This is a genomic window from Mesorhizobium sp. BR1-1-15 (assembly GCF_020165475.1).
Taxonomy (GTDB): Bacteria; Pseudomonadota; Alphaproteobacteria; order Rhizobiales; family Rhizobiaceae; genus Mesorhizobium.
Window position 1 is genome coordinate 227,034 of the sequence record NZ_JAIUIF010000003.1, and the last position, 23,007, is coordinate 250,040.

Consider the following 23,007-nt stretch of genomic DNA (forward strand, 5'->3'; position numbering starts at 1 on the left):
AAAACATAATACGCGACAATCGCCAGAATAACGACGACCAATGCAATCAGCCAAGGGCTGCCGCCGCCACCTGATCTGGGCGTGTCGTTTGATGGATTCGCCATAAAAGTGTCCTCCGTGGATGAAAATGATCAATCAACAGCCATCAACGCGCAACCGTTGATGGGGTTTCACGCTAGGGAAGGAAAGCGCCGAAAACGCGGCGCCTGATTCCTCCGCTGCCCACGCGACTCAATCGACAGCGGTGACAGTATAGCCGGCTTTGCGGAAATCCTCGACCAGGCCCTCGGGACCGGGCAGATGCAGCGCGCCGACGGCGATGAAGGCACTGCCTTTGGCGAGGAATGGTCCGGCATGATCGACCATCGCCTTGTTGCGGCTGGTGATCATGGTCTGCTCGAACGCCGCATAGCCTGTCGCGTCGCCCGTCTCGCCGGGCAGCACGGCGCGAAACAGCGGCCAAAACATGCCGGTCTCGCCGCGCTGGTAGAGCACGATCATGGTTTCGTTGACGTCGTTCATCTTGTCGCCGAGCTTCAGCGTGTCGACCAGTCCCTTCATGTGGAACGCCATCGGCAGCGAAGCCATGGCGCGCAGCTGGTCGACGACGGTTTCCAGCCCTTCGACGGATTTGCCGGAGGCCTTGGCATCCTCGGCAAGCTTGACGTCGAGCACCGGCGCGCCGCCCGCCTTGCGGGCGAGCTCGCAGGCTGGAAGCGCCACCATGGCCGACAGCATCCACGGCTTCATCTTGGCGACGGTTGCCGGCGGGATGCCGCGTTCGTCGAGCGCCTTGTCGACCGCCGCGGCGTCGTCGGGCGACAGCAGCGACGACAGCGTGGTGCTGTCGGTGAACATCATCAGCTCCGGCTGCTTGAGCAGGGCCGCCATCATCTTCTGCTGGTCGAGCACTTCGGTGGTCTCGATGACGATGGTGCCGGCGCCGTCATAGGCCTTCTGCGCCGCCGGCGGCAGCGCTGTGACGCGCGGGTCGGTCATATGCATGGTGCCGAACAGGAAGGACGGCTGTTCGCCCGTCTTCTCCAGCTTCCACAGCAGGCCCTTGCCGTTCGGCGTTGCGGCGGCTTCCGCCTCGATCTTGCGGTAGGTGGACGGGTCACTTTTCTGCAACGCCGACAGCATGTCGGCGCCGGTGCAGGACGGGATTTCGGCATGCGCCTTGCCCGCCGCAAACAACAGGACGGCGAGCAGAGACAGGAAGAACAGCACATGGAACGCCAGGAGCAGCTTCAGCGAGAAGAGCGCAGCGCGGTCGGCGATGACGATGACCCGTTTCATGGTCCTTTCCTAAGCTGGAAAAACGGCAAAACGGTTAACCCGGAGAACGAAATTGTCTTCGATTCAATCAGTTTTGACTATCGCTCGAATTACTGAACGGCTTGCGGTTGGTTGAGCCGCCCACCCCTCATCATCCCGTGGCGAAGTCCGGAAGCCTCGCGCAACCCCAATACTTCACGCCCTCGGGTGAGCCGATTCATAGATCTCCAACAGCCTCGACGTATCGACGCCGGTGTAGATCTGCGTGGTCGACAGGCTGGCATGGCCGAGCAGTTCCTGGATGGTGCGCAGGTCGCCGCCGCGGCCGAGCAGATGCGTGGCGAAGGAATGGCGCAAGGCGTGCGGCGTTGCGGTGTCCGGCAGGTTGAGCGCCGAGCGCAGCTTGGCCATCTCGCGCTGGACGATGGCCGGGTTGAGCAGGCCGCCGCGCGCGCCGCGAAACAACCGGCCCTTGGGGTCGAGATGGTAGGGGCACAGCCGGCGGTATTCGGCAACCGCCCTGAGCGCCACCGGCAGCACCGGCACCAGCCGCGTCTTGCCGCCCTTGCCGGTGACGCGCAGCACCGTGTCGGCCTCCGACGCCAGTTCGGCGCCGGCAAGGCCGAGCGCCTCGGAAATGCGCAGGCCCGAGCCGTAGAGCAGCGTCAGCACGGCGGCGTTGCGGGCGGCGATCCAGGGTTCCTCCGCCAATTGACCCTCGACGGAAACGACATGTTTTGCGTCACTGGCCGTCAGCGGTTTCGGCAGTGACTTTGGTTGGCGAGGCGCGCGCAGGGCCGCCGCGCCCGCTGCGTTGGCGAGACCACGCCGTTCCAGAAAGCGCAAGAGTGAGCGAATGCCGGCCAGCCCCCGGCCGAGCGTGCGGGCGCCTGCGCCTTCATTGCGGCGGGCGGCCAGAAAGCCGCGCAGGTCGGCCGGGCGCAGATCGGCGATGTCGGCTATGCCGGGCGGGCCGCCATTATGACCCGTCAGGAAATGCAGGAACTGCCTGGTGTCGCGCTCGTAGGCTTCCACCGTCTCGGGCGACAGCCGACGTTCTCGCGCGAGCATCTTGAGCCAGCTTTCGCGCGCCGCCTGGAGGTCGGGCTTTGCCGGGATAAGGAATTCCTGCATGGCGTCGTTCCGGTTCGCCGTCATTTTCCGGCAGCCGGGTTAGGAAGCGGTGAAGAGGCGTCATTGAAATGACAATCCGGTGGGGCTAGGAGTCGACCGGCGGCAAGTCAAAACCGTGGTGATTGGCCAAACGGGGTATCCGCAAATAGAGAGTTGCAGGAACGAAACCCGTGAGCCTTTCTGAACTGCCGTGGGTTTGATCACCGTAACGAATGGGTCCTCGGGTCTGCGCAGTCGCTTCGCGCCTGCTCCGCCCGTGGATGACGAAGGTAAAAGCGCGCCATGAGCAAGCCCCAGAACCCTGTCCAGATGGCCGTGATCGGCGCCGCTCACGGCATCAAGGGCGAATTGCGCGTCAAAACCTTTACCGGCGATCCGCTGGCGCTCGCCGATTACGGGCCGCTTTACGCAAGGGACGGCCGCGCCTTCCAGATCATCGACATAAGGCCCGCCAACACCGTGGTCGTGGTGCGCTTCAAGGGTGTCAGTGACCGCAACGCGGCCGAGGCGCTGGCCGGCACGGAGCTGTTCGTCGATCGCTCCATGCTGCCCGATGACGGCGAGGAGGACGAATTCTATCATGCCGACCTGATCGGTCTGGAGGTTCGGGACGATACGGGAGCCGTCCTTGGTAAGGTCGTCGCCGTGCACAATTTCGGCGGCGGCGACATCCTCGATGTGACGCTGGCCGGACGCAAGGGCGTGTTGATCCCGTTCACGCAGGCCGCTGTGCCCGAAGTGTCCATCGCCGAGGGTTTTGTGCGCGTCAACCAGGCGGCGGCCGGACTGGTCGAGGACGAGGACGGCGAAGCGCCGCGCGAGGAAGGCTTCGACCCGAAGGGCAGGCCGCGCGGCCCGAGGGACGCCGGGGGCAACCGGTGAGCTTCTCCGCCTCCGTGCTTACGCTCTACCCGGAAATGTTTCCGGGTCTGCTTGGCCTGTCGCTGGCCGGGCGGGCGCTGGAGGCGGGTACATGGTCGCTGCAAGCAATCCAGATCCGCGACTTTGCAACCGACCGCCACCGCACTGTCGACGACACGCCGGCCGGCGGCGGCGCCGGCATGGTGATGCGCGCCGATGTCTTGGCCAGGGCGATCGACCATGCCTCGCCCGAAGGCGATTTGCGGCCACGGCTGCTGATGAGCCCGCGTGGAAAGCCGCTGACGCAGGCGCGCGTGCGCGAACTGGCCGCCGGGCCGGGCGCCGTCATCCTGTGCGGCCGCTTCGAAGGCATCGACCAGCGGGTGATCGACGCGCGAGGATTGGAGGAAGTCTCGGTCGGAGACTTCATTCTGTCCGGTGGCGAGCCGGCGGCGCTTGTGCTGCTCGACGCGGTCGTGCGGCTGCTGCCCGGCGTCATGGGCAATGCCGTGTCGGGTGAAGAAGAGAGCTTTGAAAACGGCCTGCTCGAACACCCGCATTACACGCGGCCGCAGGATTTCGAGGGCCGGCCCATTCCCGAGGTGCTGACCTCGGGCAACCACGGCAAGATCGCGGCGTGGCGGCGGGCACAGTCGGAGAAGCTGACTCGAGAACGGCGGCCGGACTTGCTCGGCTCTCCTCAGCCCTTGGCGAAATAGTAGAAAGCCAGGAACAGCCCGACCGCGACGACGAAGCCACGCACCACGTTCTGCGGCACGCGCTTGGCGATCCACACGCCGGCATAGCCGCCCAACGCGCCGCCGGGGATCATGACGATCGCTTGCGGCCAGGCGACGACGCCACCCGAGACGAAGACGATGATGGCGACCGCTGCGATGACCATGGCCAGCATGTTTTTCAGCGCGTTCAGGCGGTGGTAGTCGCCGGCCTGGGTCAGGCCGAGCGTCGCCAGCATCATCACGCCCATGCCGGCCCCGAAGAAGCCGCCATAGATGGCGGTGACGAACTGCGCCAGCGAGCCGGCCAACGAGCCCACAGAAGCCTCATGCCCCGGCTTGGGTGCGGGCTTCAGCCACGGCCCGGCGGCGAACAGCGCCGTCGCGGCCAGCAGCAGCCATGGCACCAGGACGCGAAATGACGGATTGTCCAGCGCCAGCAGGATAAGCGCGCCGGCCAGTGCGCCGAGCGCCGATATCAGGCAGAGCAGCAGGGCACCACGCCAGAAATGGCGGATGTCGTCCCGGTAGGCCAGCGTCGAGGTGATGTAGCCGGGAAATTGCGTCACCGAGGAGGTCGCGTTGGCGACGATCGGCGGCAGGCCGACCAAGGTCATGGCACCGAAGGTGATGAAGGTGCCGCCGCCCGCGACCGCATTGGCGGCGCCGGAAAGAAAACCCGCCATGAATAGCAGGACCGCGTCGAAAAAGGACATGAGGATGCCGCCGGAGAACTATGGTTGCCCCGCCTTAGGCAGCTTGAAGGGCCCTTGCAACCCGGTAGTGGACAGATACGATGGTGCACGCGAGCAAAAAAGACGCGGCCAAGACGTGACAAAGCGTCGAAATAGCTGTATGTGCCCGCCGAACCGGGAGAAATCTGCCGGACCCGTCAACAATGGCGGTGTAGTCGCCCCTGCCCGATGTTTTCGAACAAAGGGCATAGCCGAGCGGTCATTGGAACTGCAAGGCGAGCGCCGGGCGCTCTGACTGTCGGAAGAACAAGAAGTGGATTATTGAGATGGATCTCATCCGTCAGATCGAGGCCGAACAGGCCGCCAAGATCGAAGCAAAGCGCAAGCTTCCCGAATTCCAGCCCGGCGACACCGTGCGCGTCCAGGTCCGCGTGACCGAAGGCACCCGCACCCGCGTCCAGGCATATGAAGGCGTCGTCATCGCCCGTGCCGGTTCGGGCTTCCAGGAAAATTTCACCGTCCGCAAGATCTCCTACGGCGAAGGCGTCGAGCGCGTGTTCCCGGTGTTTTCGCCAATGGTCGAAGGCGTCGAGATCGTGCGTCGCGGCAAGGTGCGTCGTGCCAAGCTCTATTATCTGCGCGACCGTCGCGGCAAGTCGGCCCGTATTTCGGAAAACACCGGCGTGCGCGCCCGCAAGCTCAATGATGAGGAGCGCGACGCGCTGAACGCCGAGAAGGCGCGCATCGAGGCCGAGAAGGTTGCCGCCGCGCAGGCGCTGGCCGCCGAGACGGCCGCCAAGGAAGCCGCCGAGAAGAAGGCCGACGACGAGGCCGCCAAGGCTGCGGAAGCCGCCGCCGCCGAATAAAGGCTTTGGACAGACATTCTGAAAAAGGCGGCTTCGGCCGCCTTTTTTCGTTTCGGAGCCCGCCTTTTGCCAAATGCAGGCTTCCAAAGCGGGATTGATTTCTATCATACGGTACACTAATTAATCGTGTACAAGCTAATTTTGGAGACTTGATATGACCGCACTCTATTCGACCCAGGCGCGTGCCGTCGGCGGCCGCGCCGGCCACGTCCAGACCGATGACGGCCTGCTCAGCCTCGACCTCGCAATGCCGAAGGAGCTTGGCGGCAAGGGTGGCGCCACCAATCCCGAACAGCTTTTCGCCGCCGGCTATGCCGCTTGCTTCGAAAGCGCCATGCGGTTTCTCGCCGGCAAGCAGAAACTGCCGCTGCGCGATGCCTCGGTGACGGCCACTGTCAGCCTCCATCCCAACGGTCAGGGCGGTTTCCTGCTCGGCGTTTCCCTGGCGGCCGAGACGAAAGGTCTTGATCAGGCGGCCGCCGAAGCGCTTGTATCGGCAGCGCACCAGATCTGCCCCTACTCCAACGCAACCAGGGGCAATATCGAGGTGGCGATTTCGGCAAAGGCGACATGACGGCGAAAACCAAAGACACGGCCAACCAGGTCCCGGCGGGTGACGCCGGGACAAGCGCGGTCCCAAGGCTCAGCGACCAGCTCTGCTTCGCGCTCTATTCGGCGAGCGGATTGATGACGAAGCTCTACCGGCCGTTGCTCGATCCGCTTGGCCTGACCTATCCGCAATATCTGGCCATGCTGGCGCTGTGGGAGCGCGCGCCGAGCACGGTGGGCGAACTCGGCGAGGCGCTGGGCCTCGATTCGGCGACGCTGACGCCGCTGCTCAAGCGGCTCGAGGCCGGCGGCCTGGTTACGCGCCGGCGCGATCCTGCCGACGAGCGCCGCGTGCTGGTCGAGCCGACAGCCAAGGGCCAAGCCTTGCGCGAGCGCGCCAGGGACATCCCCGCCGCCATGCTCTGCAGCATGCCGCTCGACCCAGCCGAGTTGAAGTCGCTGCATGGCACGCTGACCCGCTTCGTCGCCGGGCTGCGCGAGGCCGATGCCGGAGCGCCGCAGCGCGGCTGATCGGCCACGGCAAGGATCGTTCCCCAAAATCCCGGCCGAAAGTATCTATTTGCGTTTTTCGCCGGCCGTGGCGCAGCGGAGCGTCTTGCATGGCGCTTGCGGAGAGCTAAAGTCGGCGCCGGATTTCCTTTGCAAGCCCGGCCCGTGTCCGGGCGCTTTCACTTCCGGGGAGTGTGTCATGCCAAAATCGAAACTGCTGCTGGCCGGCCTGCTTGCCGTCATGCTTGCGCCCGTTGCCGCCTTCGCCCAGGCGCTGCCCGATCTCGGCGGCAAGAAAGTGGTGGTGGTGACGGAAAACGCCTATCCGCCGCTACAGTTCATCGATGCCAAGACCGGAAAACAGATCGGCTGGGAATATGACGCGATGAACGAGATCGCCAAGCGGCTGAATTTCACCGTCGAGTATCAGAACACCTCCTGGGACGCGATGATCCAGGCGGTTTCCGACAACCAGTACAACATCGGCATGACCGGCATCACCATCAAGGACGACCGCAAGCAGAAGGTGGATTTCTCCGACCCCTATATGCGCTCGGAACAGTTCATGCTGGTGCGCGGCGACGAGAGCCGCTTCACCGACGCCAAGACCTTCGGCGCCTTCAAGGACGGGCTGATCGGCGCGCAGGCCGGCACGACGCCCTTCTACACCGCTGTCTACAGCGTGCTGGACGGCAATGAGCAGAACCCGCGCATAAAGCTGTTCGAGACGTTCGGTGCCACCGTGCAGGCGCTGAAGACTGGCGACGTCGATGTGGTGCTCACGGACGGCACTGCGGGCAAGGGCTATGTCGACGCTTCCGAGGGCAAGCTGAAGCTGATCGGCGGCCCGCTCGGCACCGAGGATTTCGGCTTCATCTTCCCCAAGGGCTCCGACCTGGTGAAGCCCGTCAACGCCGCGATCGCCGCGCTCAAGACCGACGGCACGTTCGATGCGCTGAACAAGAAATGGTTTCTTGATTACAAGATGGGGCAGTAGTTCGTCTTGATGCGGGCGGTGCGCGTGCGGGAACTCGCGCTGAGTTTGCGCTTGAACGCCGCCCTCTGCCCTGCCGGGCATCTCCCCCTCAAGGGGGGAGATTGGCAGCTTGGCCTTCGTCCCACATGCAGCATCGATGAAGATTGGCGAAGGCCGACGAGACATCTGATCTCCCCCCTTGAGGGGGAGATGTCCGGCAGGACAGAGGGGGGCGCCTTGGGGCCTGCCTTGCGCACTATGCACCTCGCCGGCCACGCCTGATGGCCCCCCCACCATCCTCCGTCAAACCTGAATTCCCCTGGTGGCTGGCCGCCGCCCTTGTCCTTGCCTTGGCCGCCGCGCTCGCCATCGCCGCCACCGATCTTTATGCCCAGGTCTTCGCCACTGTTGCCAAGGGCATCGGCGTCACCGTCTTCGTCACCATTGTCGCCTTCGCGCTGGCCTCGATGATCGGCCTCGGCATCGCGCTGATGGGATTGTCGGGTTCGCAGTGGCTGCGGCAGATCGCGCGTTTCTATGTCGAGATCATCCGTGGCGTACCGATCCTGGTGCTTTTGTTCTGGATCGCGTTTGCCGGCGCACCGGCTTTCGTCGCAGCCTGGAACGCGCTGACCGCGCCGCTGCAGAGCACCGGCTATCTCGGCGAGTTGCAGGTGCGCGACGTCTCGCTCTTGTGGCGCGCCGTCATGGCGCTGACCATCGGCTATTCCGCCTTCATCTCCGAAGTGTTCCGGGCCGGCATCCAGGCGGTCGAGAAGGGCCAGGTCGAAGCGGCCAAGGCGCTCGGGCTCACGCGGGCGCAACGTTTCCGGCTCATCGTCTTTCCGCAGGCGATCCGTACCATCCTGCCGCCGCTCGGCAATGACTTCGTCGCCCTGGTCAAGGATTCCTCGCTGGTCTCGGTGCTCGGTGTCGCCGACATCACGCAGATGGGCAAGGTCTATGCCGCCGGTTCCTTCCGCTTCTTCGAGACCTATTCGATAACAGCCTACATCTATCTCATCCTGACCGTCGGCTTGTCTTTGGCGCTCCGGGCGCTGGAACGGCGGTTGCGCCGCCAGCATCAGGAATAGTGTTTCGGCAAGGACGGCGTTACGCTCCGGTTGCGCACTGGAGGAGGAGCATGCCCATGAACGTCGACAAGGCCAATGCTGCGCTGGATTCGGTCTATACGGCCGATACGCCCGAAACCCTGGCGCAGGCCTATGCCGCATGGGCCGCGACTTATGACAGCGAGACCGCCTCGCTCGGCTATCTCCTGCCGTTCCTCATCACCGCCTGGGTGGCGCGCCACGTGCCTGCGGGCGAAGGGCCGCTGCTCGACGCCGGCTGCGGCACCGGCCTGTCCGGGCCGTCGCTGAAAGCGCTGGGCTACGGCGATATCGCCGGGCTCGACCTGTCGGACGACATGCTGAAGATCGCCGGCAGCCGCAACGCCTATGGCGAGCTGAAGCAGGCAATGCTGGGCGGCCCGCTGCCCTGGCCCGACGGCCATTTCCGCGCCTTCTTCTCGACCGGCGTGTTCACCATCAGCCATGCGCCGGCTTCCGGCCTGCACGAACTGGTGCGCGTCACGAAGAAAGGCGGCCACGCCATCTTCACCGTGCGCGACCAGGTGTTCGAGAGCGGTGGTTTCCAGGCCGTCTTCGACGAGCTGGAACGGACGGGAAAATGGCGGCTGATGGAGCAAAGCCCGTGGTTCCGCTGCTATGCGATTGCCGAGCCGGATGCGCTGGTGAAGACGTTTGTCTTCGAGGTGCTTTGAACCGCGGGTCCGCCAAGCTTGGTGCGCATCCCCCGGAGGCGTGGACGCGAGGACGAGGAACCCAGGTCCCGCGCAGCCACCGCCAATTGCCGAAAAGCCAAAACATTGCTATCTACCCCGCCATGGAAGAGCTTTTTGGCGATCCGGCCTACAAGGGGTTCGTGCTGCAGGACAGAAAACGCCTGCCGTCGCGCTTCTCCGCGCGCGTCTGTGGCGCGCCGACCAGCCGACTTACGCGGGCCGACTGATCAACTCGTTTCGCCTGACATCTCGGCGTCTGCCCTTCCCTTTCTCATATCGACGGATTTACGCACATGAGCGCACCGCGCACCCTCTATGACAAGATTTTCGACGACCACGTCGTCGACCGCCAGGACGACGGCACCTGCCTGCTCTATATCGATCGCCACCTCGTCCATGAGGTGACCAGCCCGCAGGCCTTCGAGGGCCTGCGCATGAGTGGCCGCAAAGTCCGTCATCCCGAAAAGACGCTGGCCGTGGTCGACCACAACGTCTCGACCTCGCCCGAGCGCAAGTTCGGCATCAAGAACGAGGAAAGCCGCATCCAGGTCGAGGCTCTGGCCAAGAACGCCAAGGATTTCGGCGTCGAATATTATTCCGAGAATGACATCCGCCAGGGCATCGTCCACATCATCGGGCCGGAGCAGGGTTTCACCTTGCCCGGCATGACCATCGTCTGCGGCGACAGCCACACCTCCACCCACGGCGCCTTCGGCGCGCTGGCGCACGGCATCGGCACGTCGGAGGTCGAGCACGTGCTGGCGACGCAGACGCTGATCCAGCGTAAGGCCAAGAACATGCTGGTGCGCGTCGACGGCCAGTTGCCGGAAGGCGTCACCGCCAAGGACATTATCCTCGCCATCATCGGGGAGATCGGCACCGCCGGCGGCACCGGCTATGTCATCGAATATGCCGGCGAGGCGATCCGCTCGCTGTCGATGGAAGGCCGCATGACGATCTGCAACATGTCGATCGAGGGCGGCGCGCGCGCCGGCCTGATCGCACCTGACGAGACGACCTTCGCCTATGTCAAGGACAAGCCGCGCGCGCCCAAGGGCGCCGCCTGGGACGCCGCGCTCGCCTACTGGAAGACACTGCAATCCGACGAAGGCGCGCATTTCGACAAGGTGATCGTGCTCGATGCGGCCAAACTGCCGCCGATCGTCTCCTGGGGCTCTTCCCCGGAGGATGTTGTCTCGGTGCAAGGGATTGTGCCGAACCCGGAAGACATCACCGACGAAAACAAGCGCACCTCAAAGCAGCGCGCGCTCGACTATATGGGCCTGACGCCGGGAACGAAGATCACCGACATCGCCCTCGACCGTGTCTTCATCGGCTCCTGCACCAACGGCCGCATCGAGGATCTGCGCGCCGCCGCCAAGGTGGTCGAGGGCAGAAAAGTCAATCCGCGCGTCAACGCCATGATCGTGCCGGGCTCCGGCCTGGTCAAGGAACAGGCCGAGGCCGAAGGGCTGGACAAGATCTTCCTCGCCGCCGGCTTCGACTGGCGCGAGCCGGGCTGCTCGATGTGCCTTGCCATGAACGACGACCGGCTGAAGCCACATGAGCGCTGCGCCTCGACCTCGAACCGCAATTTCGAGGGCCGGCAAGGCTTCAAGGGGCGCACCCATTTGGTGTCGCCGGCCATGGCTGCGGCGGCGGCGATCGCCGGCCATTTCGTCGATATTCGCGACTGGAAGTAAACCGCGGCTGGTTCGATCGAAACGCAAGGGCCCGGACCGCGATGCGATCCGGGCCTTCTGCTTGAGCGTCCAGAGCATGTTGGAGCTTCACCGGTCGTCGCGGCGGATGATCTCGTGGAACTGCTCGCGGCGCCCCGGTTCTTCGGCGGCGACCACCAGGGCCAGCCCGCGTTCATCGAAGAGTTTGAACCATTCGTCCCACTCGACCAGCTCATAACCTCCGGCATTGATCGGGCGCTCCGGCTGGTCTTCGTCCTCATAGGCGTGCTGGCCGAATACCAGCCGCAGCATCGCCTGCGTGCCGGCTTCGGGCGACACGTCGACAATGGCCGGAAAGCCGGCGCGTGACGCGGCCCATGAACGGATTGCCTCGTGATCGGTCAGGGTGATTGTATCGGCCATTATCGGTTCCTCTTCTGCGCTGGACAAACGCAGGTCCGGCGCGCCGGTTCCACGTCACGCTCCGCACCCGCGTGACACATATTCGCTTTCGCTTAACCGCTTGTTTGGGCTTGCGCCCTAAGGTCTTCCCCGACGTCAAGCGAGGGGAAGTCACGGTCCTTTGGACACCGGCCTGCTGATAGCGTTGTTAAACCCGACGATCGCGCTGGCCCTCGGCGCGGCGTTCCTCGTGCTTTGGTTCTATCAGCGCCACCGTCCCTATCTGGCCGTGCTGGCGGTAAGCTATTCGCTTGCGGCGGCCGGGTTCCTGTTCCAGCATTTCACGCTGCCCGTTGGCCTGGCACCGTCGAAGCTGCTCTCCAATCTATGCTTCTGCGTTGCCGGATCCTGCCTGGCCGGCGCGATCGTGGCGCGGCATGGCCGGCGAGTGCCCTATGCCGGGCTTTGCGTCTTGGCGAGCGGCGGCATGGCCGCCTTTTGCTGGTTCCTGTTCGTCCAGCCGGACCTGACATGGCGGGTCCTCGTCATCAATTTCGCGCTCGGCGGCATCAGCCTGGTGGCGGCCGCCGAATTGCGCAAGGTGCGTGGCAATGGCCCGACGGAAAATATCCTGTTCGTCCTGGCGTTGCTCGCGGGGCTGAATTTCTTCGTGCGCACCCTTGCCGTCATCGTCGCGCACGGGCCTTTCGCGACTTATGACGAGCTCTATACATCATCCTATTGGACGACGGCGTTGCTGTCGCATGCGCTGCTGTCGCTGCTGATCGCGCTTTGCCTGTTCTCCGCCGCCGCGCTCGACGTGATGAAGGCGTTGAAGGTCGAAACCTACACCGATCCGCTGTCTCGCCTCCTCAACCGGCGCGGCTTCGAGCAACGGGCGGCACTGCTCTTGCAACGCTGCGCGGCGGCGAAATTGCCGGTGGCCCTTGTGCTGGCCGATCTCGACCACTTCAAGGCGCTTAACGACCTGCATGGGCATGCCGCGGGCGACCGGGTGATCGCCGACTTCGCCGCCAAGCTTCGCGCCGCCGCCGGTGCGCGCGGTGAGGCCGGACGTATCGGCGGCGAGGAATTCGCGGTGCTCCTGCCCTTGACCGATCTTGCCGCCGCGCGGCTGTTCGCAGAGGCCGTGCGCGTGGCCTACTCGGCCGGCGGCGTCGACGGACTTCCGCCCGGCACCAAGGTCACCGCCAGTTTCGGCGTGGCGGCGCGCAGCGGCGACGAAGCGCTGGAGCCGTTGATGCGCCGCGCCGACGAGGCCCTCTACAAGGCCAAGAAAAACGGCCGTGACAGCGTGCGCCTGTCCTATGAGCGGCCGGAAACGCTGTTCGTGCCGGAGCCGCTCAAAGCCGGCTGAAGGCGATCGGCCTGACGCCTTCATCATCCAGGACCCGCGCCGCACCGCTTCGTTCCTTGCTTCCCTGAAAGGCGATGGCAAACATCGTTCGGCCAATGTCCGAGGCGTGCGCGAGCCTCCGGTATGACCTGACGTTAACTTCTTTTTCGCCCGTCGATGGTTTGCTGCCGTCAGGGGCTTGGGAAATCATGGGCGGCGCGGACTTCATCCTTGTCATCAATCTGTTCGTTGCCGGGCTGCTGGCGGCGGCCTTCATGGCGATCGCCGTCTATGACATCGGACGCGTCTCGGCACGCTGGCTGGCGTTCGGCTATGTGCTGGGCATGGCCTATTTCGTCGTGGAATTCAGCATTCCCGCCTTCGACAATGCGCGGCTGGTGGTCGTCGCAGCCTTTGCCGTTTTCCTTGGCGCCACCATCGCCTTCAACGGCGGGCTTGCGCATAGATACGGCGTGACGCCGCCCTGGTCGGCGATGCTCCTGATCCTGGCCGTTGCGTCTGTCGCGGTCTATTTCGCCCAGGATCTGCCGCGCCAGTCCCTAGTCAGCAAGATGGCCTACCAACTGCCCTACGCCGTCATGCAGCTTACCGGGTTCGGCATTGTCTGGTCGTCCAGGCAAAGGCGTGGCCGGCTCGATCGGATGCTGATGGCGGTGCTGGCGGCCAGCGCCATGCAGTTCGCCAGCAAGCCATTCATCGCCGATGCGCTTGGCGGCCGCGGCGCCGCCCCACAATCCTATCTGCAGACCAGCTATGCCCTGGTATCGCAATCGCTCGGCACCGTGTTCGGCGTGGCGCTGGCCTTGCTGGCGCTGGCCATACTGGTGCGCGACGTGCTCGCCGAGGCGACGTCGAAATCGGAAACGGACACGCTGTCGCGGCTCCTCAACCGCGGCGGCTTCGAGCATCACGCCGAGAGGGCGCTGGGGGAAGCGGCGCGCCGGGGCGTCCCAGTCGCGCTGGTCATCGCCGATCTCGACCACTTCAAGTCCATCAACGACAATTACGGCCATGCCTCGGGCGACCGGGTCATCGAGGCCTTTGCCCGCTTCCTGCGCGAGGCCGCGGCCGACCACCATGTCGCCGGTCGTATAGGCGGCGAGGAGTTCGCCATCATCCTGCCAGGCACCAACCTTGCCGCCGCGCGGCTGTTCGCCGAAGGCGCGCGCAGCGCCTTCGGGACGCTGCCCATCGACGGGCTCCCCGCCGACAATCGCTGCACGGCAAGCTTCGGCGTCGCCGAGCTTCATGCCGGCGAGCATTTTTCCGATCTGATGCGGCGTGCCGATGAAGCGCTCTATCAGGCCAAGGATGCCGGGCGCGACTGCGTGCGCGTTTCCGCCGGGCCAGCCAGGCCAGAGGCCGTGGCGCTGTTCAGCGGCAGGGGCTGAGCTCGGGCATTTCGCCGTCGGAGAGGCCATACATATAACTGCGCCCCTTCACGAACACCGGCGGCCGATAGCAGTCACCATAGCCCGACATCTCGTCAGCCCCGTTCTCGTAGATCACCTTGGGCTGGCCGGCGCTGGTATAGTCGGACAGTTGCTTGGCGAGCTTGCCTTCACCGACGAGGATGCGCTTGTAGCCGGCGGCACTGTCGATGACGAGATTGCCGAAGGAATCGGCGTAGACCCGATCCTGGTGGCGTCCGTCCGCCAGCGCCGGCGCGGCGAAGCCGACGGCCAATACCGCCACTGTGAACGCCGCAAGGCGCGATCTGCCCGAATTCGAACGCATGGCGTCCTCCATGTTGGAGACAAAGCCTCCTCGAATCGGAAATTAACCTTTTCTTAACCTTTGTTAAGAGGCTGGCGCGGTTCTCACCCATGTCTTGATAAACATGGTTAACGAGGCACATGACGCGATCGTGATCGACGGTCGCGAGGCGCTGGTGATGAAGGCGGGCTCGGCGCCGCTGACCTGCACCCGCTGAGCCGAAGCCCGCGCCGGCCACATATATGCTGCACCGCAGCGAGAACGGGCCGGCTTGGCATCGCCGACGCCTAATCGATTGAAGCCCGGACCTGCCTTTTAATCAGACTAAATTACGTTTTCGAAACGGTTTTCTGGCTTTGACGCGGTGCAAAAAGAGCATTAGAAACCGGCTGTCCGAAGTCGCAACCGGAAGCGGCAATGCCGCATTTCCACCTGAGGCTCCAGGAACGCCGAACTGGGGGAGCCATGAGCAAATCACCAGCCACCCGCGAATTCGCCAGACGTGAACGGCCGCTTTCGCCGCACCTCAGCGTGTACCGGCCGCCGATCACCATGACGATGTCGATCATCCATCGCATCACCGGTGGCGCGCTCTATTTCGGCACGCTCCTGGTCGCGATATGGCTGATGGCGGCGGCGAGCTCGCAAGCCACTTTCGATTGGGTGAGCTGGGCCTTCGGAACCTGGCTCGGACGGCTGATCCTGTTCGGCTACACCTGGGCGCTCATGCACCACATGCTGGGCGGCGTGCGCCACCTGATCTGGGATACCGGCGCCGGTCTCGAAAAGCATACCGCCTCCAAGATCGCCTGGGCGACCCTGGCCGGCTCGGTCCTGCTCACGCTGCTGATCTGGATCGCCGGCTATATGGCGCGAGGAGCCTGACCATGAGCACTGGAAAGACCGACATGCGCACGCCGCTGGCGAAAGTCCGCGGCCTGGGCTCGGCCCGCGAAGGCACCGGGCATTTCTGGCGCCAGCGCCTCACGGCAATCGCCAACATCCCGCTGATCCTGTTCTTCAGCGGGTTCCTGGTCGCGCTCAACGGCGCCGGTTATGCGGAGGTGCGGGCAGCGCTCGCCAACCCGCTCGTGGCGCTGATGATGGCCCTTGTGCTCATCTCGCCGCTTTATCACATGCGGATCGGCATGCAGGTGATCATCGAGGATTACGTGCATGGCGAAGGCATGAAGCTGGCGCTGATCGCCCTCAACACTTTCTTCACCGTAGCGGTCGGCGTGGCTTCGCTCTTCGCCCTGCTCAAACTGGCATTCGGAGGCTGACGTTTTGGCCAAGGACGCGAAAGAAGCCAATACGGCAGGCTATACCTATGTCGACCACAAATTCGACGTCGTGGTCGTCGGTGCCGGGGGCGCGGGACTGCGCGCTACGCTGGGCATGGCCGAACAGGGCCTGCGCACCGCCTGTATCACCAAGGTTTTCCCGACCCGCTCGCACACGGTGGCGGCGCAGGGCGGCATTGCCGCTTCGCTTTCCAACATGGGCCCGGACTCCTGGCAGTGGCACATGTACGACACCGTCAAGGGTTCGGACTGGCTGGGCGATGTCGACGCCATGGAATATCTGGTGCGTGAAGCGCCGGCCGCCGTCTACGAACTCGAGCATTACGGCGTGCCGTTCTCGCGCACGGAAGAGGGCAAGATCTACCAGCGGCCGTTCGGCGGCCACATGATGAATTACGGCGATGGCCCGCCGGTGCAGCGCACCTGCGCGGCCGCCGACCGCACCGGCCACGCCATCCTGCACACGCTCTACGGCCAGTCGCTTAAGAACAACGCGCAGTTCTTCATCGAGTATTTCGCGCTCGACCTGATCATGGAGCCGGACGGCACATGCACCGGCGTCGTCGCCTGGAACCTCGACGACGGCACCATCCACCGCTTCTCGGCCAAGATGGTTGTGCTGGCGACAGGCGGCTATGGCCGCGCTTATTTCTCGGCCACATCGGCCCACACCTGCACCGGCGACGGCGGCGGCATGGCCGCGCGGGCGGGGTTCCCCTTACAGGACATGGAGTTCGTGCAGTTCCACCCGACCGGCATCTACGGCGCCGGCTGCCTGATCACGGAAGGCGCGCGCGGCGAGGGCGGCTATCTCGTCAACTCCGAGGGCGAGCGGTTCATGGAGCGCTACGCGCCGTCGGCCAAGGACCTTGCCTCGCGCGATGTCGTCTCGCGCTGCATGACGCTGGAAATCCGCGAAGGCCGCGGCGTCGGCAAGAACAAGGACCATATCTTCCTGCACCTCGATCATCTCGATCCGGCGGTGCTGCACGAGCGGCTGCCCGGCATCTCGGAATCGGCAAAGATCTTCGCCGGCGTCGACCTCACCAAGGAGCCGATTCCGGTGCTGCCGACGGTGCACTACAATATGGGCGGCGTGCCGACCAATTACTGGGGCGAGGTGCTCAACCCGACGATCCTTAATCCCGATCGGGTCTCGCCCGGCTTGATGGCGGTAGGCGAGGCCGGGTGCGCCTCGGTGCACGGCGCCAACCGGCTGGGATCGAACTCGCTGATCGACCTGGTCGTGTTCGGCCGCGCGGCGGCGATCCGTGCCGGCCAGGTCATCGACCGCAAATCGGCAATCCCGTCGCCCAACCAGGCCTCGGTCGACAAGATCATGGACCGCTTCGACCGGCTGCGCCACGCCAACGGCTCGACGTCGACGGCGGTTCTGCGCGAAAAGATGCAGCGCGCCATGCAGGAAGACGCGGCGGTGTTCCGCACGCAGGAATCGCTGGAGAACGGTTGCAAGCGCATTTCGCAGATCTGGGGCGAGCTCAAGGACATAAAGGTTTTCGACCGCTCGATGATCTGGAACTCCGACCTGGTGGAGACGCTGGAGCTGGAAAACCTGATGGCCAACGCCATCACCACGGTCTACGGCGCCGAGGCCCGCAAGGAGAGCCGTGGCGCGCACGCGCGGGAGGATTTCTCGGCCCGCGACGACGCCAACTGGCGCAAGCACACGCTCGCCCATCTGAGCGAGACCGGTGAGGTGACGCTCTCCTATCGTCCGGTGCACACCGAACCGCTGCTGGCCGAAAAGGACGGCGGCATCAGTCTCGCCAAGATCGCCCCCAAGGCCAGGGTGTATTGAAATGACGTCCAGCCGCGTCATCCGAAAGGACCTGAGGTAATGGTCGAACTCACGCTCCCCAAGAACTCGAAGATCCAGCAGGGCAAGACCTGGCCGAAGCCGGAAGGCGCGACCAATCTCAGGGAATATCGCATCTACCGCTGGTCGCCGGATGATGACGAGAACCCGCGCATGGACACATATTTCGTCGACATGGACGATTGCGGGCCGATGGTGCTGGATGCGCTGCTCTGGATCAAGAACAAGATCGACCCGACGCTGACCTTGCGCCGCTCCTGCCGGGAAGGCATCTGCGGCTCCTGCGCCATGAATATCGACGGCTCCAACACGCTCGCCTGCACCAAGGGCTGCGACGACATATCGGGTGCCGTCAAGATCTACCCGCTGCCGCATATGCCCGTCATCAAGGACCTGGTGCCCGACCTCACCAATTTCTACGCCCAGCACGCCTCGATCGAACCGTGGCTGAAGACGGTCTCGCCGCAGCCCGCCAAGGAATGGCTGCAGAGCCATGAGGAGCGTGAGAAGCTCGACGGGCTCTACGAATGCATATTGTGCGCCTGCTGCTCGACCTCTTGCCCGAGCTATTGGTGGAACGGCGACCGTTATCTCGGCCCGGCAACCCTGCTGCAGGCGTATCGCTGGCTGATCGACAGCCGCGACGAGGCCAAGGGCGAGCGGCTCGACAATCTCGAGGACCCCTTCCGGCTCTATCGCTGCCACACCATCATGAACTGCGCGCAGACCTGCCCCAAGGGCTTGAATCCGGCCAAGGCGATCGCGGAAATCAAGAAGATGATGGTGGAGAGAAGGGTTTAGGCGCTCGCTCGCGGCAATCTTGAACGCAGCGATCCTTCGCGCCCCCTTTCTCCGGCAGGACAAAAGGGGCGCTGTCTTGCCAGCTTCAAAAAGGATTGCAATCCAATGACGGACCTCCCCATCCTGTCTCCTCCCGAAGCGCGTGTGCTCGGCTGCCTCATCGAGAAGAAGGAGCTGACGCCGGACGTCTATCCGTTGACCCTCAACGCAGCGCTTGCCGCCGCCAACCAGAAGACGGCGCGCGAGCCCGTCATGGCGCTGGAGCAGACAGAGGTGCACCGGGCGCTGAAGCTGCTCGAGCAGAAGGGGCTGGTGCGGCAGATGTTCGGCTCCCGCGTCGAGCGCTACGAGCACCAGATGGCGCAGCGCTTCTCGCTGACCACGCCTCAGACCGCCTTGGTCGGTCTGCTTTTGCTGCGCGGGCCGCAGACGGCGCATGAATTGTTGGCACGCAGCGAGCGCATGGCAAGGTTTTCATCGATCGAGGATTTGCGCGGTGAACTCGATATGCTGATCGGCCGTCGACCGCCGCTCGTTCAGGAAATCCCGCGCGGTCCAGGCCAACGCGAGGACCGCTATGTGCATCTCCTCGCCGGGCCGGTTGACGTTGCCGCCCTGTCGGCGCAGCGCACTGCATCGGCCGTGCCCGCTTCCGACCTCGAAGCGAGAGTGGAGGCGCTGGAGCAGGAAGTCGCAGCCCTTCGCGCCCGGCTCGACGCGCTGGGCGCCTGAGCGGTCGGGCGTGTCCGGCGCGACCATGCGCGCCGGGATGCCGTGGTCTCAGCCGAGCCTGGCGTCGAGCGATACGTTGATGGCGCCCAGCGCTTTGGAAACAGGGCATTCGGCCTTGGCCTTCTCGGCCAATTCCTTGAACTTCGCGGCGTCGATGCCGGGCACCTTGCCGACAAGGGTGATCGCGCTGCCCGTGATGCCGGTGCCGGGAACCAGCGTCACCACGGCCTTGGCGTCGAGCTCGGCCGCCGGGGTGCCGTTCTCGGCCAGGAAATGCGACAGCTGCATGGCGTAGCAGCCGGCGTGCGCGGCCGCGATCAGCTCTTCCGGATTGGTGCCGGATTTGCCGCTCTCGTCCTCGAAGCGTGCCTTGAACGAATAGGGCGTGCCGTTCAGGGTCCCGCTCTGGCTGTCGAGCGTGCCTTTGCCGTCCTTCAGATTGCCCTTCCAGACGGCGGTTGCGGTGCGGTCCATGAATTCCTCCTTGGTTGTCGTGAACTTGTCCAGGTGAGCCCAGCGTCCGGCCAACTATAACGCGGGCATGCGCGAAGACCACTGCGCTGTTTGGACCACGGCGTGATGACGGTTCATTCCTTTAGAAAAAAAACCGCGTGCAAAAATGTCGGCTTCCATTCGGCCCGGCCGTCCTGCGGGCGACCACGGGATTGTGGCCGGATGGAGGTTCACATGGACAATCTGTTTTTCGCAATATGGAAGACCCCGGGCCGCAAGGCTCAACGACGGCAAGACTTCTGGCTGGAGCCACCGCCGTCCGGCGTCCGCAGGCTGCTGGCGGCTGTCGCCATCATCGCGGTCGCGGCATGCCTTCTCGACCATGCGGCAGCGGTCGAAGGCAAGGCTGACACGCTCGTCACCGCATCCTATGATTCATCGCAGCAAGGGAGCGCGAAATGAAATATGTCTGCCTGGTCTATGGTGAGGAGAAAGACCTCTACGCGCTCACCCCGGAAGGATCGGCCAAGCTCGACGCCGATTCGCTGGCCTATGACCGGTCCTTGGACCAACAAGGCAAGCTCATCGTCGCGCAGGCGCTGCAATCGGTGAAGACCTCGAAAACCGTGCGCCGTCGCAAGGGCAAGCGGCTGGTCACCGACGGCCCGTTCGCCGAAACCAAGGAGCAGTTGCTCGGCTTCGTCATGATCGAGGCGAAGGACCTCCAGGAGGCACTGGACATCGCCGGCGGCATTCCGCTGGCCGAACTCGGCACGATCGAGGTCCGGGCGATCTATGACGTGCCCGGGTCATAAGCGGCGCGGCGGGTCAGATCGCCTCGCCCTTCAAAAGGCGCGGCGTGCCGGCTGAAAGCCCCGACGCCTGGCGGATGAAGAATTCCTTCAGCCGTGGCATGCGCTCGACCAGGCCGAGGCCGATGTCGCGCACCGCGCGCAGCGGGCCGATATCGTTGGAAAACAGCCGGTTCAGCACATCTGTCGTGACGCCCATCTGCACCGTGTCGAAACGACGCCATTGCTGGTAGCGCTCGAGCACGTCGAGCGCGCCGATATCCTGGCCCAGCCGGTCGGCTTCGACGATCACCTCGGCCAGGGCGGCGACATCCTTGAAGCCGAGATTGAGGCCCTGGCCGGCGATCGGGTGGATGCCGTGGGCGGCATCGCCGGCAAGCGCCACGCGCGGCGCGACGAAGGCGCGCGCGATGGTAAGACCCAGCGGCCAGGCGCGCGGCTTGTCGGCGACGCGGATCTCGCCAAGCTTGAGGCCGAAACGCTGTTCCAGCTCATGCTCGAAGAGGAGGTCGTCGCCGGCGACCAGCGTCTGAGCATCTTCCGACCGCTCGACCCAGACGATCGACGAGCGGTTGGAGCCGTCCTCGCCCGGCTTCAGCGGCAGCGTGGCGAAGGGGCCGGCGGGCAGGAAATGCTCTTCGGCACGGCCGTTGTGGGGCCGTTCATGTGCCACGGTGCAGACGATGCCGGACTGGCCGTATTCCCATTTCACCGTCTTGATGCCGGCCATGTCGCGCAGCTTCGAGTTGACGCCGTCGGCGGCGACCAGCAGCCGCGCCTTCAGCGTCGCGCCGTCGGCCAGATGCACGGTGATGCCCGCACCATTGGTTTCGAACCCTTGCACGGCAACGCCTTCGATGATGTCGACGCCGAGCTTTTCGGCGCTGCGGCGCAAGGCGCCGTTCAGCACCCGGTTGGCCACCATATGCGCGAAGGGCTCGCCCGGCGCCACCTCGCCGTCGAAAGTGAGGAAGACCGGGCGCACCGGATCGGCGGTACGCGAATCGGTGATGATCATCTCGGTGATCGCCTGCGCTTCCGGCGCGATCTCGGCCCAGACGCCGAGCCGCTCGAGCATGCGGCAGGCGGCCGCCGCAATGGCCGAGGCACGCCCGTCCCTTTGCCAGGAGCCGGCGGGTGCGGCATCGACCAGGGCCACGGCAAGCTCCGGTTGCGCCTGTTTCAGCGACACGGCGGCAGCCAGGCCGACATAGCCGGCGCCGGCGACCAGAACATCGAGCCCGGACCTGGTTTTCGCCTCTGCCTTGCCTTCCATGGTCTTCGCTCCTTGCAAGCCAGCCTGCCATCCGCTCTTGACGGCCCGTCCTTCCTGTCGGAAACCCGCCGAGGAAATCTTGAGGCGAGGTCACGACACATGACGGCGGCCATGGACGAGCTTCTGCGCATTCTCGACCTCGAGAGGCTGGAACACAATCTGTATCGTGGTCGCAGCCCCCAGGTGGAGTGGCAGCGCGTGTTCGGCGGCCAGACCATCGCCCAGGCGCTGGTGGCGGCGCAGCGGACCGTCGAGCCCGACCGCTACGTGCATTCGCTGCACGGCTATTTTATGCGGCCGGGCGACATCAAGGTGCCGATCATCTACGAGGTCGACCGCATCCGCGACGGCGGCTCCTTCACCACCCGCCGGGTGCTGGCGATCCAGCACGGGAACGCGATCTTCTCGCTGGAAGCCTCGTTCCAGGTCGATGAGAAGGGGCTGGAGCACCAGTTCGCTTTGCCCGACGACGTGCCGCCGCCGGAAGGGCTGAAGACGCAGCGCCAACTGCTCGAAAAGGCCGACCGGGTGCCGGAAGCGGTGCGACGCTTCTGGGCGCGCGAGCGACCGCTGGAGCTCAGGCCGGTCAATCTCCAGCACTATGAAAGCCGTGACAAGCTGCCGCCCCGGCAGAATGTCTGGATCCGCCTCGCCGGTCCCGTCCCAGACGACCGCGCGCTGCAATCGGTGTTGCTCGCCTATCTCTCCGACATGACGCTGCTCGACACCTCGACCTTCGCGCATGGGCGCGGGCTGTTCGATCCCGACATCCAGGCGGCCAGCCTCGACCATTCGATGTGGTTCCACCGCCCGCATTCGCTCGACGGCTGGCTGCTCTACGCGCAGGACAGCCCCTCGAGCTCGGGATCGCGCGGATTCAGCCGCGGCACGCTTTATGCCCGCGACGGCACGCTGATCGCCTCGATGGCCCAGGAAGGCTTGATCCGGCTCAAGCGTTGAGCAGTCCTTTCGACCAAAGCCCGCCAAATAGGCGTTTTCTGAAAACTGCTTAATTATTGAGCAGAAGCTGTGCCGCGCTCATCGGTACGGTGCGATCGCCGGTGCGTCAATTCCTTTGTTTACAACCAGTTAACACGCTGCTTCGGCAATTGGCACGGAGCTTGAATCCTCGTCGGCACTCTCCGGCTCCTCGGGATCGGTGAAGGTGTGCAAACGCGGGGGACCGCAACAGCAAAAGGGT

26 protein-coding genes are annotated in these 23,007 nt (G+C 64.6%); 19 read left to right on the top strand and 7 right to left on the bottom strand.

Features of this window, described 5'->3' with window-relative positions; all coding sequences use genetic code 11:
• Window positions 1-231 precede the first annotated feature (231 nt).
• Window positions 232-1,299, bottom strand: a complete 1,068-nt coding sequence (locus LB541_RS07270; protein ID WP_140492766.1) for a TraB/GumN family protein — start codon at window positions 1,297-1,299, stop codon at window positions 232-234.
• Between the two features lie 174 nt (window positions 1,300-1,473).
• Window positions 1,474-2,412 carry a tyrosine recombinase XerC gene (locus LB541_RS07275; RefSeq protein ID WP_224618106.1) on the bottom strand — a complete coding sequence of 313 codons (939 nt, stop codon included), beginning with the start codon at window positions 2,410-2,412 and terminating at the stop codon, window positions 1,474-1,476.
• Window positions 2,413-2,694: 282 nt separating this feature from the next.
• On the opposite strand from LB541_RS07275, the gene rimM reads away from it, so the two are divergent.
• Together rimM and trmD are read left to right on the top strand one after the other, a co-directional pair.
• Window positions 2,695-3,294, top strand: a complete 600-nt coding sequence (gene rimM / locus LB541_RS07280; RefSeq protein ID WP_140492758.1) for a ribosome maturation factor RimM — start codon at window positions 2,695-2,697, stop codon at window positions 3,292-3,294.
• Window positions 3,291-3,992, top strand: a complete 702-nt coding sequence (trmD, locus tag LB541_RS07285) for a tRNA (guanosine(37)-N1)-methyltransferase TrmD (protein WP_140492755.1) — start codon at window positions 3,291-3,293, stop codon at window positions 3,990-3,992. The genes rimM and trmD overlap by 4 nt, the downstream gene beginning before the upstream one ends.
• Here trmD and LB541_RS07290 read toward each other — a convergent pair.
• Window positions 3,974-4,726: a sulfite exporter TauE/SafE family protein gene (locus LB541_RS07290; protein WP_140492752.1), complete on the bottom strand. Its 753-nt coding sequence runs from the start codon at window positions 4,724-4,726 to the stop codon at window positions 3,974-3,976. The two genes, trmD and LB541_RS07290, sit on opposite strands and share 19 nt — an antisense overlap.
• A 305-nt stretch (window positions 4,727-5,031) precedes the next feature.
• On the opposite strand from LB541_RS07290, the gene rplS reads away from it, so the two are divergent.
• The 7 genes from rplS to leuC all read left to right on the top strand — a co-directional run bounded on the left by rplS (window position 5,032) and on the right by leuC (window position 11,116).
• Complete coding sequence (gene rplS, locus LB541_RS07295) at window positions 5,032-5,571, top strand: 50S ribosomal protein L19 (protein WP_140625663.1); 540 nt, start codon at window positions 5,032-5,034, stop codon at window positions 5,569-5,571.
• Between the two features lie 154 nt (window positions 5,572-5,725).
• Window positions 5,726-6,145 carry an organic hydroperoxide resistance protein gene (locus LB541_RS07300; RefSeq protein ID WP_140492746.1) on the top strand — a complete coding sequence of 140 codons (420 nt, stop codon included), beginning with the start codon at window positions 5,726-5,728 and terminating at the stop codon, window positions 6,143-6,145.
• The gene (locus LB541_RS07305; protein WP_140518092.1) at window positions 6,142-6,651 is read left to right on the top strand and encodes a MarR family winged helix-turn-helix transcriptional regulator; all 510 of its coding nucleotides are present in this window, start codon (window positions 6,142-6,144) and stop codon (window positions 6,649-6,651) included. Before LB541_RS07300 ends, LB541_RS07305 begins: the two co-directional genes overlap by 4 nt.
• A gap of 178 nt (window positions 6,652-6,829) precedes the next feature.
• Window positions 6,830-7,627 (top strand): transporter substrate-binding domain-containing protein, encoded by a 798-nt coding sequence (locus tag LB541_RS07310; protein WP_224618107.1) that lies wholly within the window; start codon window positions 6,830-6,832, stop codon window positions 7,625-7,627.
• A 260-nt stretch (window positions 7,628-7,887) separates the two neighbouring features.
• A complete protein-coding gene (locus tag LB541_RS07315) occupies window positions 7,888-8,700 on the top strand; it encodes an amino acid ABC transporter permease (protein WP_224618108.1) in 813 nt (270 codons plus the stop codon).
• Between the two features lie 56 nt (window positions 8,701-8,756).
• Window positions 8,757-9,392 carry a class I SAM-dependent DNA methyltransferase gene (locus LB541_RS07320; RefSeq protein WP_140554845.1) on the top strand — a complete coding sequence of 212 codons (636 nt, stop codon included), beginning with the start codon at window positions 8,757-8,759 and terminating at the stop codon, window positions 9,390-9,392.
• 314 nt (window positions 9,393-9,706) lie between these two features.
• On the top strand, window positions 9,707-11,116 hold the full coding sequence (gene leuC, locus LB541_RS07325; RefSeq protein ID WP_140518096.1) for a 3-isopropylmalate dehydratase large subunit: 1,410 nt from the start codon (window positions 9,707-9,709) through the stop codon (window positions 11,114-11,116).
• Window positions 11,117-11,203: 87 nt separating this feature from the next.
• Here the strand turns inward: leuC and LB541_RS07330 are convergent, their stop codons facing one another.
• Window positions 11,204-11,518 carry a hypothetical protein gene (locus tag LB541_RS07330; protein ID WP_140492726.1) on the bottom strand — a complete coding sequence of 105 codons (315 nt, stop codon included), beginning with the start codon at window positions 11,516-11,518 and terminating at the stop codon, window positions 11,204-11,206.
• A 160-nt stretch (window positions 11,519-11,678) separates the two neighbouring features.
• Between LB541_RS07330 and LB541_RS07335 the strand changes: the two genes are divergently transcribed.
• On the top strand, window positions 11,679-12,875 hold the full coding sequence (locus LB541_RS07335) for a sensor domain-containing diguanylate cyclase (RefSeq protein ID WP_224618109.1): 1,197 nt from the start codon (window positions 11,679-11,681) through the stop codon (window positions 12,873-12,875).
• Window positions 12,876-13,063: 188 nt separating this feature from the next.
• Entirely contained in the window at window positions 13,064-14,266 is a 1,203-nt protein-coding gene (locus LB541_RS07340; RefSeq protein WP_140518098.1) for a sensor domain-containing diguanylate cyclase, read from the top strand.
• Here LB541_RS07340 and LB541_RS07345 read toward each other — a convergent pair.
• Window positions 14,250-14,612, bottom strand: a complete 363-nt coding sequence (locus LB541_RS07345; RefSeq protein ID WP_140518099.1) for a hypothetical protein — start codon at window positions 14,610-14,612, stop codon at window positions 14,250-14,252. The genes LB541_RS07340 and LB541_RS07345 overlap by 17 nt on opposite strands.
• A 444-nt stretch (window positions 14,613-15,056) precedes the next feature.
• Between LB541_RS07345 and sdhC the strand changes: the two genes are divergently transcribed.
• From sdhC to LB541_RS07370, 5 genes are all read left to right on the top strand, one after another.
• A complete protein-coding gene (sdhC, locus tag LB541_RS07350) occupies window positions 15,057-15,476 on the top strand; it encodes a succinate dehydrogenase, cytochrome b556 subunit (RefSeq protein ID WP_140518100.1) in 420 nt (139 codons plus the stop codon).
• A 2-nt stretch (window positions 15,477-15,478) separates the two neighbouring features.
• The gene (gene sdhD / locus LB541_RS07355) at window positions 15,479-15,874 is read left to right on the top strand and encodes a succinate dehydrogenase, hydrophobic membrane anchor protein (protein WP_224618110.1); all 396 of its coding nucleotides are present in this window, start codon (window positions 15,479-15,481) and stop codon (window positions 15,872-15,874) included.
• Window positions 15,875-15,878: 4 nt separating this feature from the next.
• Window positions 15,879-17,714, top strand: coding sequence for a succinate dehydrogenase flavoprotein subunit (gene sdhA, locus LB541_RS07360; protein WP_224618111.1), 1,836 nt, complete (start codon window positions 15,879-15,881; stop codon window positions 17,712-17,714).
• 39 nt (window positions 17,715-17,753) lie between these two features.
• On the top strand, window positions 17,754-18,533 hold the full coding sequence (locus LB541_RS07365) for a succinate dehydrogenase iron-sulfur subunit (protein ID WP_140563951.1): 780 nt from the start codon (window positions 17,754-17,756) through the stop codon (window positions 18,531-18,533).
• Between the two features lie 105 nt (window positions 18,534-18,638).
• Window positions 18,639-19,265, top strand: a complete 627-nt coding sequence (locus LB541_RS07370; protein ID WP_140559263.1) for a YceH family protein — start codon at window positions 18,639-18,641, stop codon at window positions 19,263-19,265.
• A gap of 48 nt (window positions 19,266-19,313) precedes the next feature.
• Here the strand turns inward: LB541_RS07370 and LB541_RS07375 are convergent, their stop codons facing one another.
• Window positions 19,314-19,739 carry an OsmC family protein gene (locus LB541_RS07375; protein WP_140492697.1) on the bottom strand — a complete coding sequence of 142 codons (426 nt, stop codon included), beginning with the start codon at window positions 19,737-19,739 and terminating at the stop codon, window positions 19,314-19,316.
• Window positions 19,740-19,952: 213 nt separating this feature from the next.
• Between LB541_RS07375 and LB541_RS07380 the strand changes: the two genes are divergently transcribed.
• A complete protein-coding gene (locus LB541_RS07380; RefSeq protein ID WP_140554839.1) occupies window positions 19,953-20,180 on the top strand; it encodes a hypothetical protein in 228 nt (75 codons plus the stop codon).
• On the top strand, window positions 20,177-20,533 hold the full coding sequence (locus tag LB541_RS07385) for a YciI family protein (RefSeq protein WP_140492691.1): 357 nt from the start codon (window positions 20,177-20,179) through the stop codon (window positions 20,531-20,533). Before LB541_RS07380 ends, LB541_RS07385 begins: the two co-directional genes overlap by 4 nt.
• A gap of 13 nt (window positions 20,534-20,546) precedes the next feature.
• Here LB541_RS07385 and LB541_RS07390 read toward each other — a convergent pair whose 3' ends face one another.
• Window positions 20,547-21,806 carry a ubiquinone biosynthesis hydroxylase gene (locus tag LB541_RS07390; RefSeq protein WP_140670632.1) on the bottom strand — a complete coding sequence of 420 codons (1,260 nt, stop codon included), beginning with the start codon at window positions 21,804-21,806 and terminating at the stop codon, window positions 20,547-20,549.
• Between the two features lie 99 nt (window positions 21,807-21,905).
• Between LB541_RS07390 and tesB the strand changes: the two genes are divergently transcribed.
• The gene (tesB, locus tag LB541_RS07395; RefSeq protein WP_140524665.1) at window positions 21,906-22,766 is read left to right on the top strand and encodes an acyl-CoA thioesterase II; all 861 of its coding nucleotides are present in this window, start codon (window positions 21,906-21,908) and stop codon (window positions 22,764-22,766) included.
• The last annotated feature ends 241 nt before the right edge of the window (window positions 22,767-23,007 follow it).

Excerpts from the sequence above, each read along its gene's own strand:
- LB541_RS07385 (WP_140492691.1), top strand. The coding sequence starts at position 20,177 with ATGAAATATGTCTGCCTGGTCTATGGTGAGGAGAAAGACCTCTACGCG.
- LB541_RS07345 (WP_140518099.1), bottom strand. The coding sequence starts at position 14,612 with ATGCGTTCGAATTCGGGCAGATCGCGCCTTGCGGCGTTCACAGTGGCG.
- sdhD (WP_224618110.1), top strand. The coding sequence starts at position 15,479 with ATGAGCACTGGAAAGACCGACATGCGCACGCCGCTGGCGAAAGTCCGC.
- LB541_RS07365 (WP_140563951.1), top strand. The coding sequence starts at position 17,754 with ATGGTCGAACTCACGCTCCCCAAGAACTCGAAGATCCAGCAGGGCAAG.
- leuC (WP_140518096.1), top strand. The coding sequence starts at position 9,707 with ATGAGCGCACCGCGCACCCTCTATGACAAGATTTTCGACGACCACGTC.
- LB541_RS07330 (WP_140492726.1), bottom strand. The coding sequence starts at position 11,518 with ATGGCCGATACAATCACCCTGACCGATCACGAGGCAATCCGTTCATGG.
- LB541_RS07310 (WP_224618107.1), top strand. The coding sequence starts at position 6,830 with ATGCCAAAATCGAAACTGCTGCTGGCCGGCCTGCTTGCCGTCATGCTT.
- LB541_RS07390 (WP_140670632.1), bottom strand. The coding sequence starts at position 21,806 with ATGGAAGGCAAGGCAGAGGCGAAAACCAGGTCCGGGCTCGATGTTCTG.
- LB541_RS07270 (WP_140492766.1), bottom strand. The coding sequence starts at position 1,299 with ATGAAACGGGTCATCGTCATCGCCGACCGCGCTGCGCTCTTCTCGCTG.
- LB541_RS07320 (WP_140554845.1), top strand. The coding sequence starts at position 8,757 with ATGAACGTCGACAAGGCCAATGCTGCGCTGGATTCGGTCTATACGGCC.
- LB541_RS07300 (WP_140492746.1), top strand. The coding sequence starts at position 5,726 with ATGACCGCACTCTATTCGACCCAGGCGCGTGCCGTCGGCGGCCGCGCC.
- rplS (WP_140625663.1), top strand. The coding sequence starts at position 5,032 with ATGGATCTCATCCGTCAGATCGAGGCCGAACAGGCCGCCAAGATCGAA.
- rimM (WP_140492758.1), top strand. The coding sequence starts at position 2,695 with ATGAGCAAGCCCCAGAACCCTGTCCAGATGGCCGTGATCGGCGCCGCT.
- LB541_RS07275 (WP_224618106.1), bottom strand. The coding sequence starts at position 2,412 with ATGCAGGAATTCCTTATCCCGGCAAAGCCCGACCTCCAGGCGGCGCGC.
- LB541_RS07290 (WP_140492752.1), bottom strand. The coding sequence starts at position 4,726 with ATGTCCTTTTTCGACGCGGTCCTGCTATTCATGGCGGGTTTTCTTTCC.
- sdhC (WP_140518100.1), top strand. The coding sequence starts at position 15,057 with ATGAGCAAATCACCAGCCACCCGCGAATTCGCCAGACGTGAACGGCCG.
- tesB (WP_140524665.1), top strand. The coding sequence starts at position 21,906 with ATGACGGCGGCCATGGACGAGCTTCTGCGCATTCTCGACCTCGAGAGG.
- LB541_RS07305 (WP_140518092.1), top strand. The coding sequence starts at position 6,142 with ATGACGGCGAAAACCAAAGACACGGCCAACCAGGTCCCGGCGGGTGAC.
- LB541_RS07380 (WP_140554839.1), top strand. The coding sequence starts at position 19,953 with ATGGACAATCTGTTTTTCGCAATATGGAAGACCCCGGGCCGCAAGGCT.
- LB541_RS07370 (WP_140559263.1), top strand. The coding sequence starts at position 18,639 with ATGACGGACCTCCCCATCCTGTCTCCTCCCGAAGCGCGTGTGCTCGGC.
- LB541_RS07340 (WP_140518098.1), top strand. The coding sequence starts at position 13,064 with ATGGGCGGCGCGGACTTCATCCTTGTCATCAATCTGTTCGTTGCCGGG.
- LB541_RS07375 (WP_140492697.1), bottom strand. The coding sequence starts at position 19,739 with ATGGACCGCACCGCAACCGCCGTCTGGAAGGGCAATCTGAAGGACGGC.
- LB541_RS07315 (WP_224618108.1), top strand. The coding sequence starts at position 7,888 with ATGGCCCCCCCACCATCCTCCGTCAAACCTGAATTCCCCTGGTGGCTG.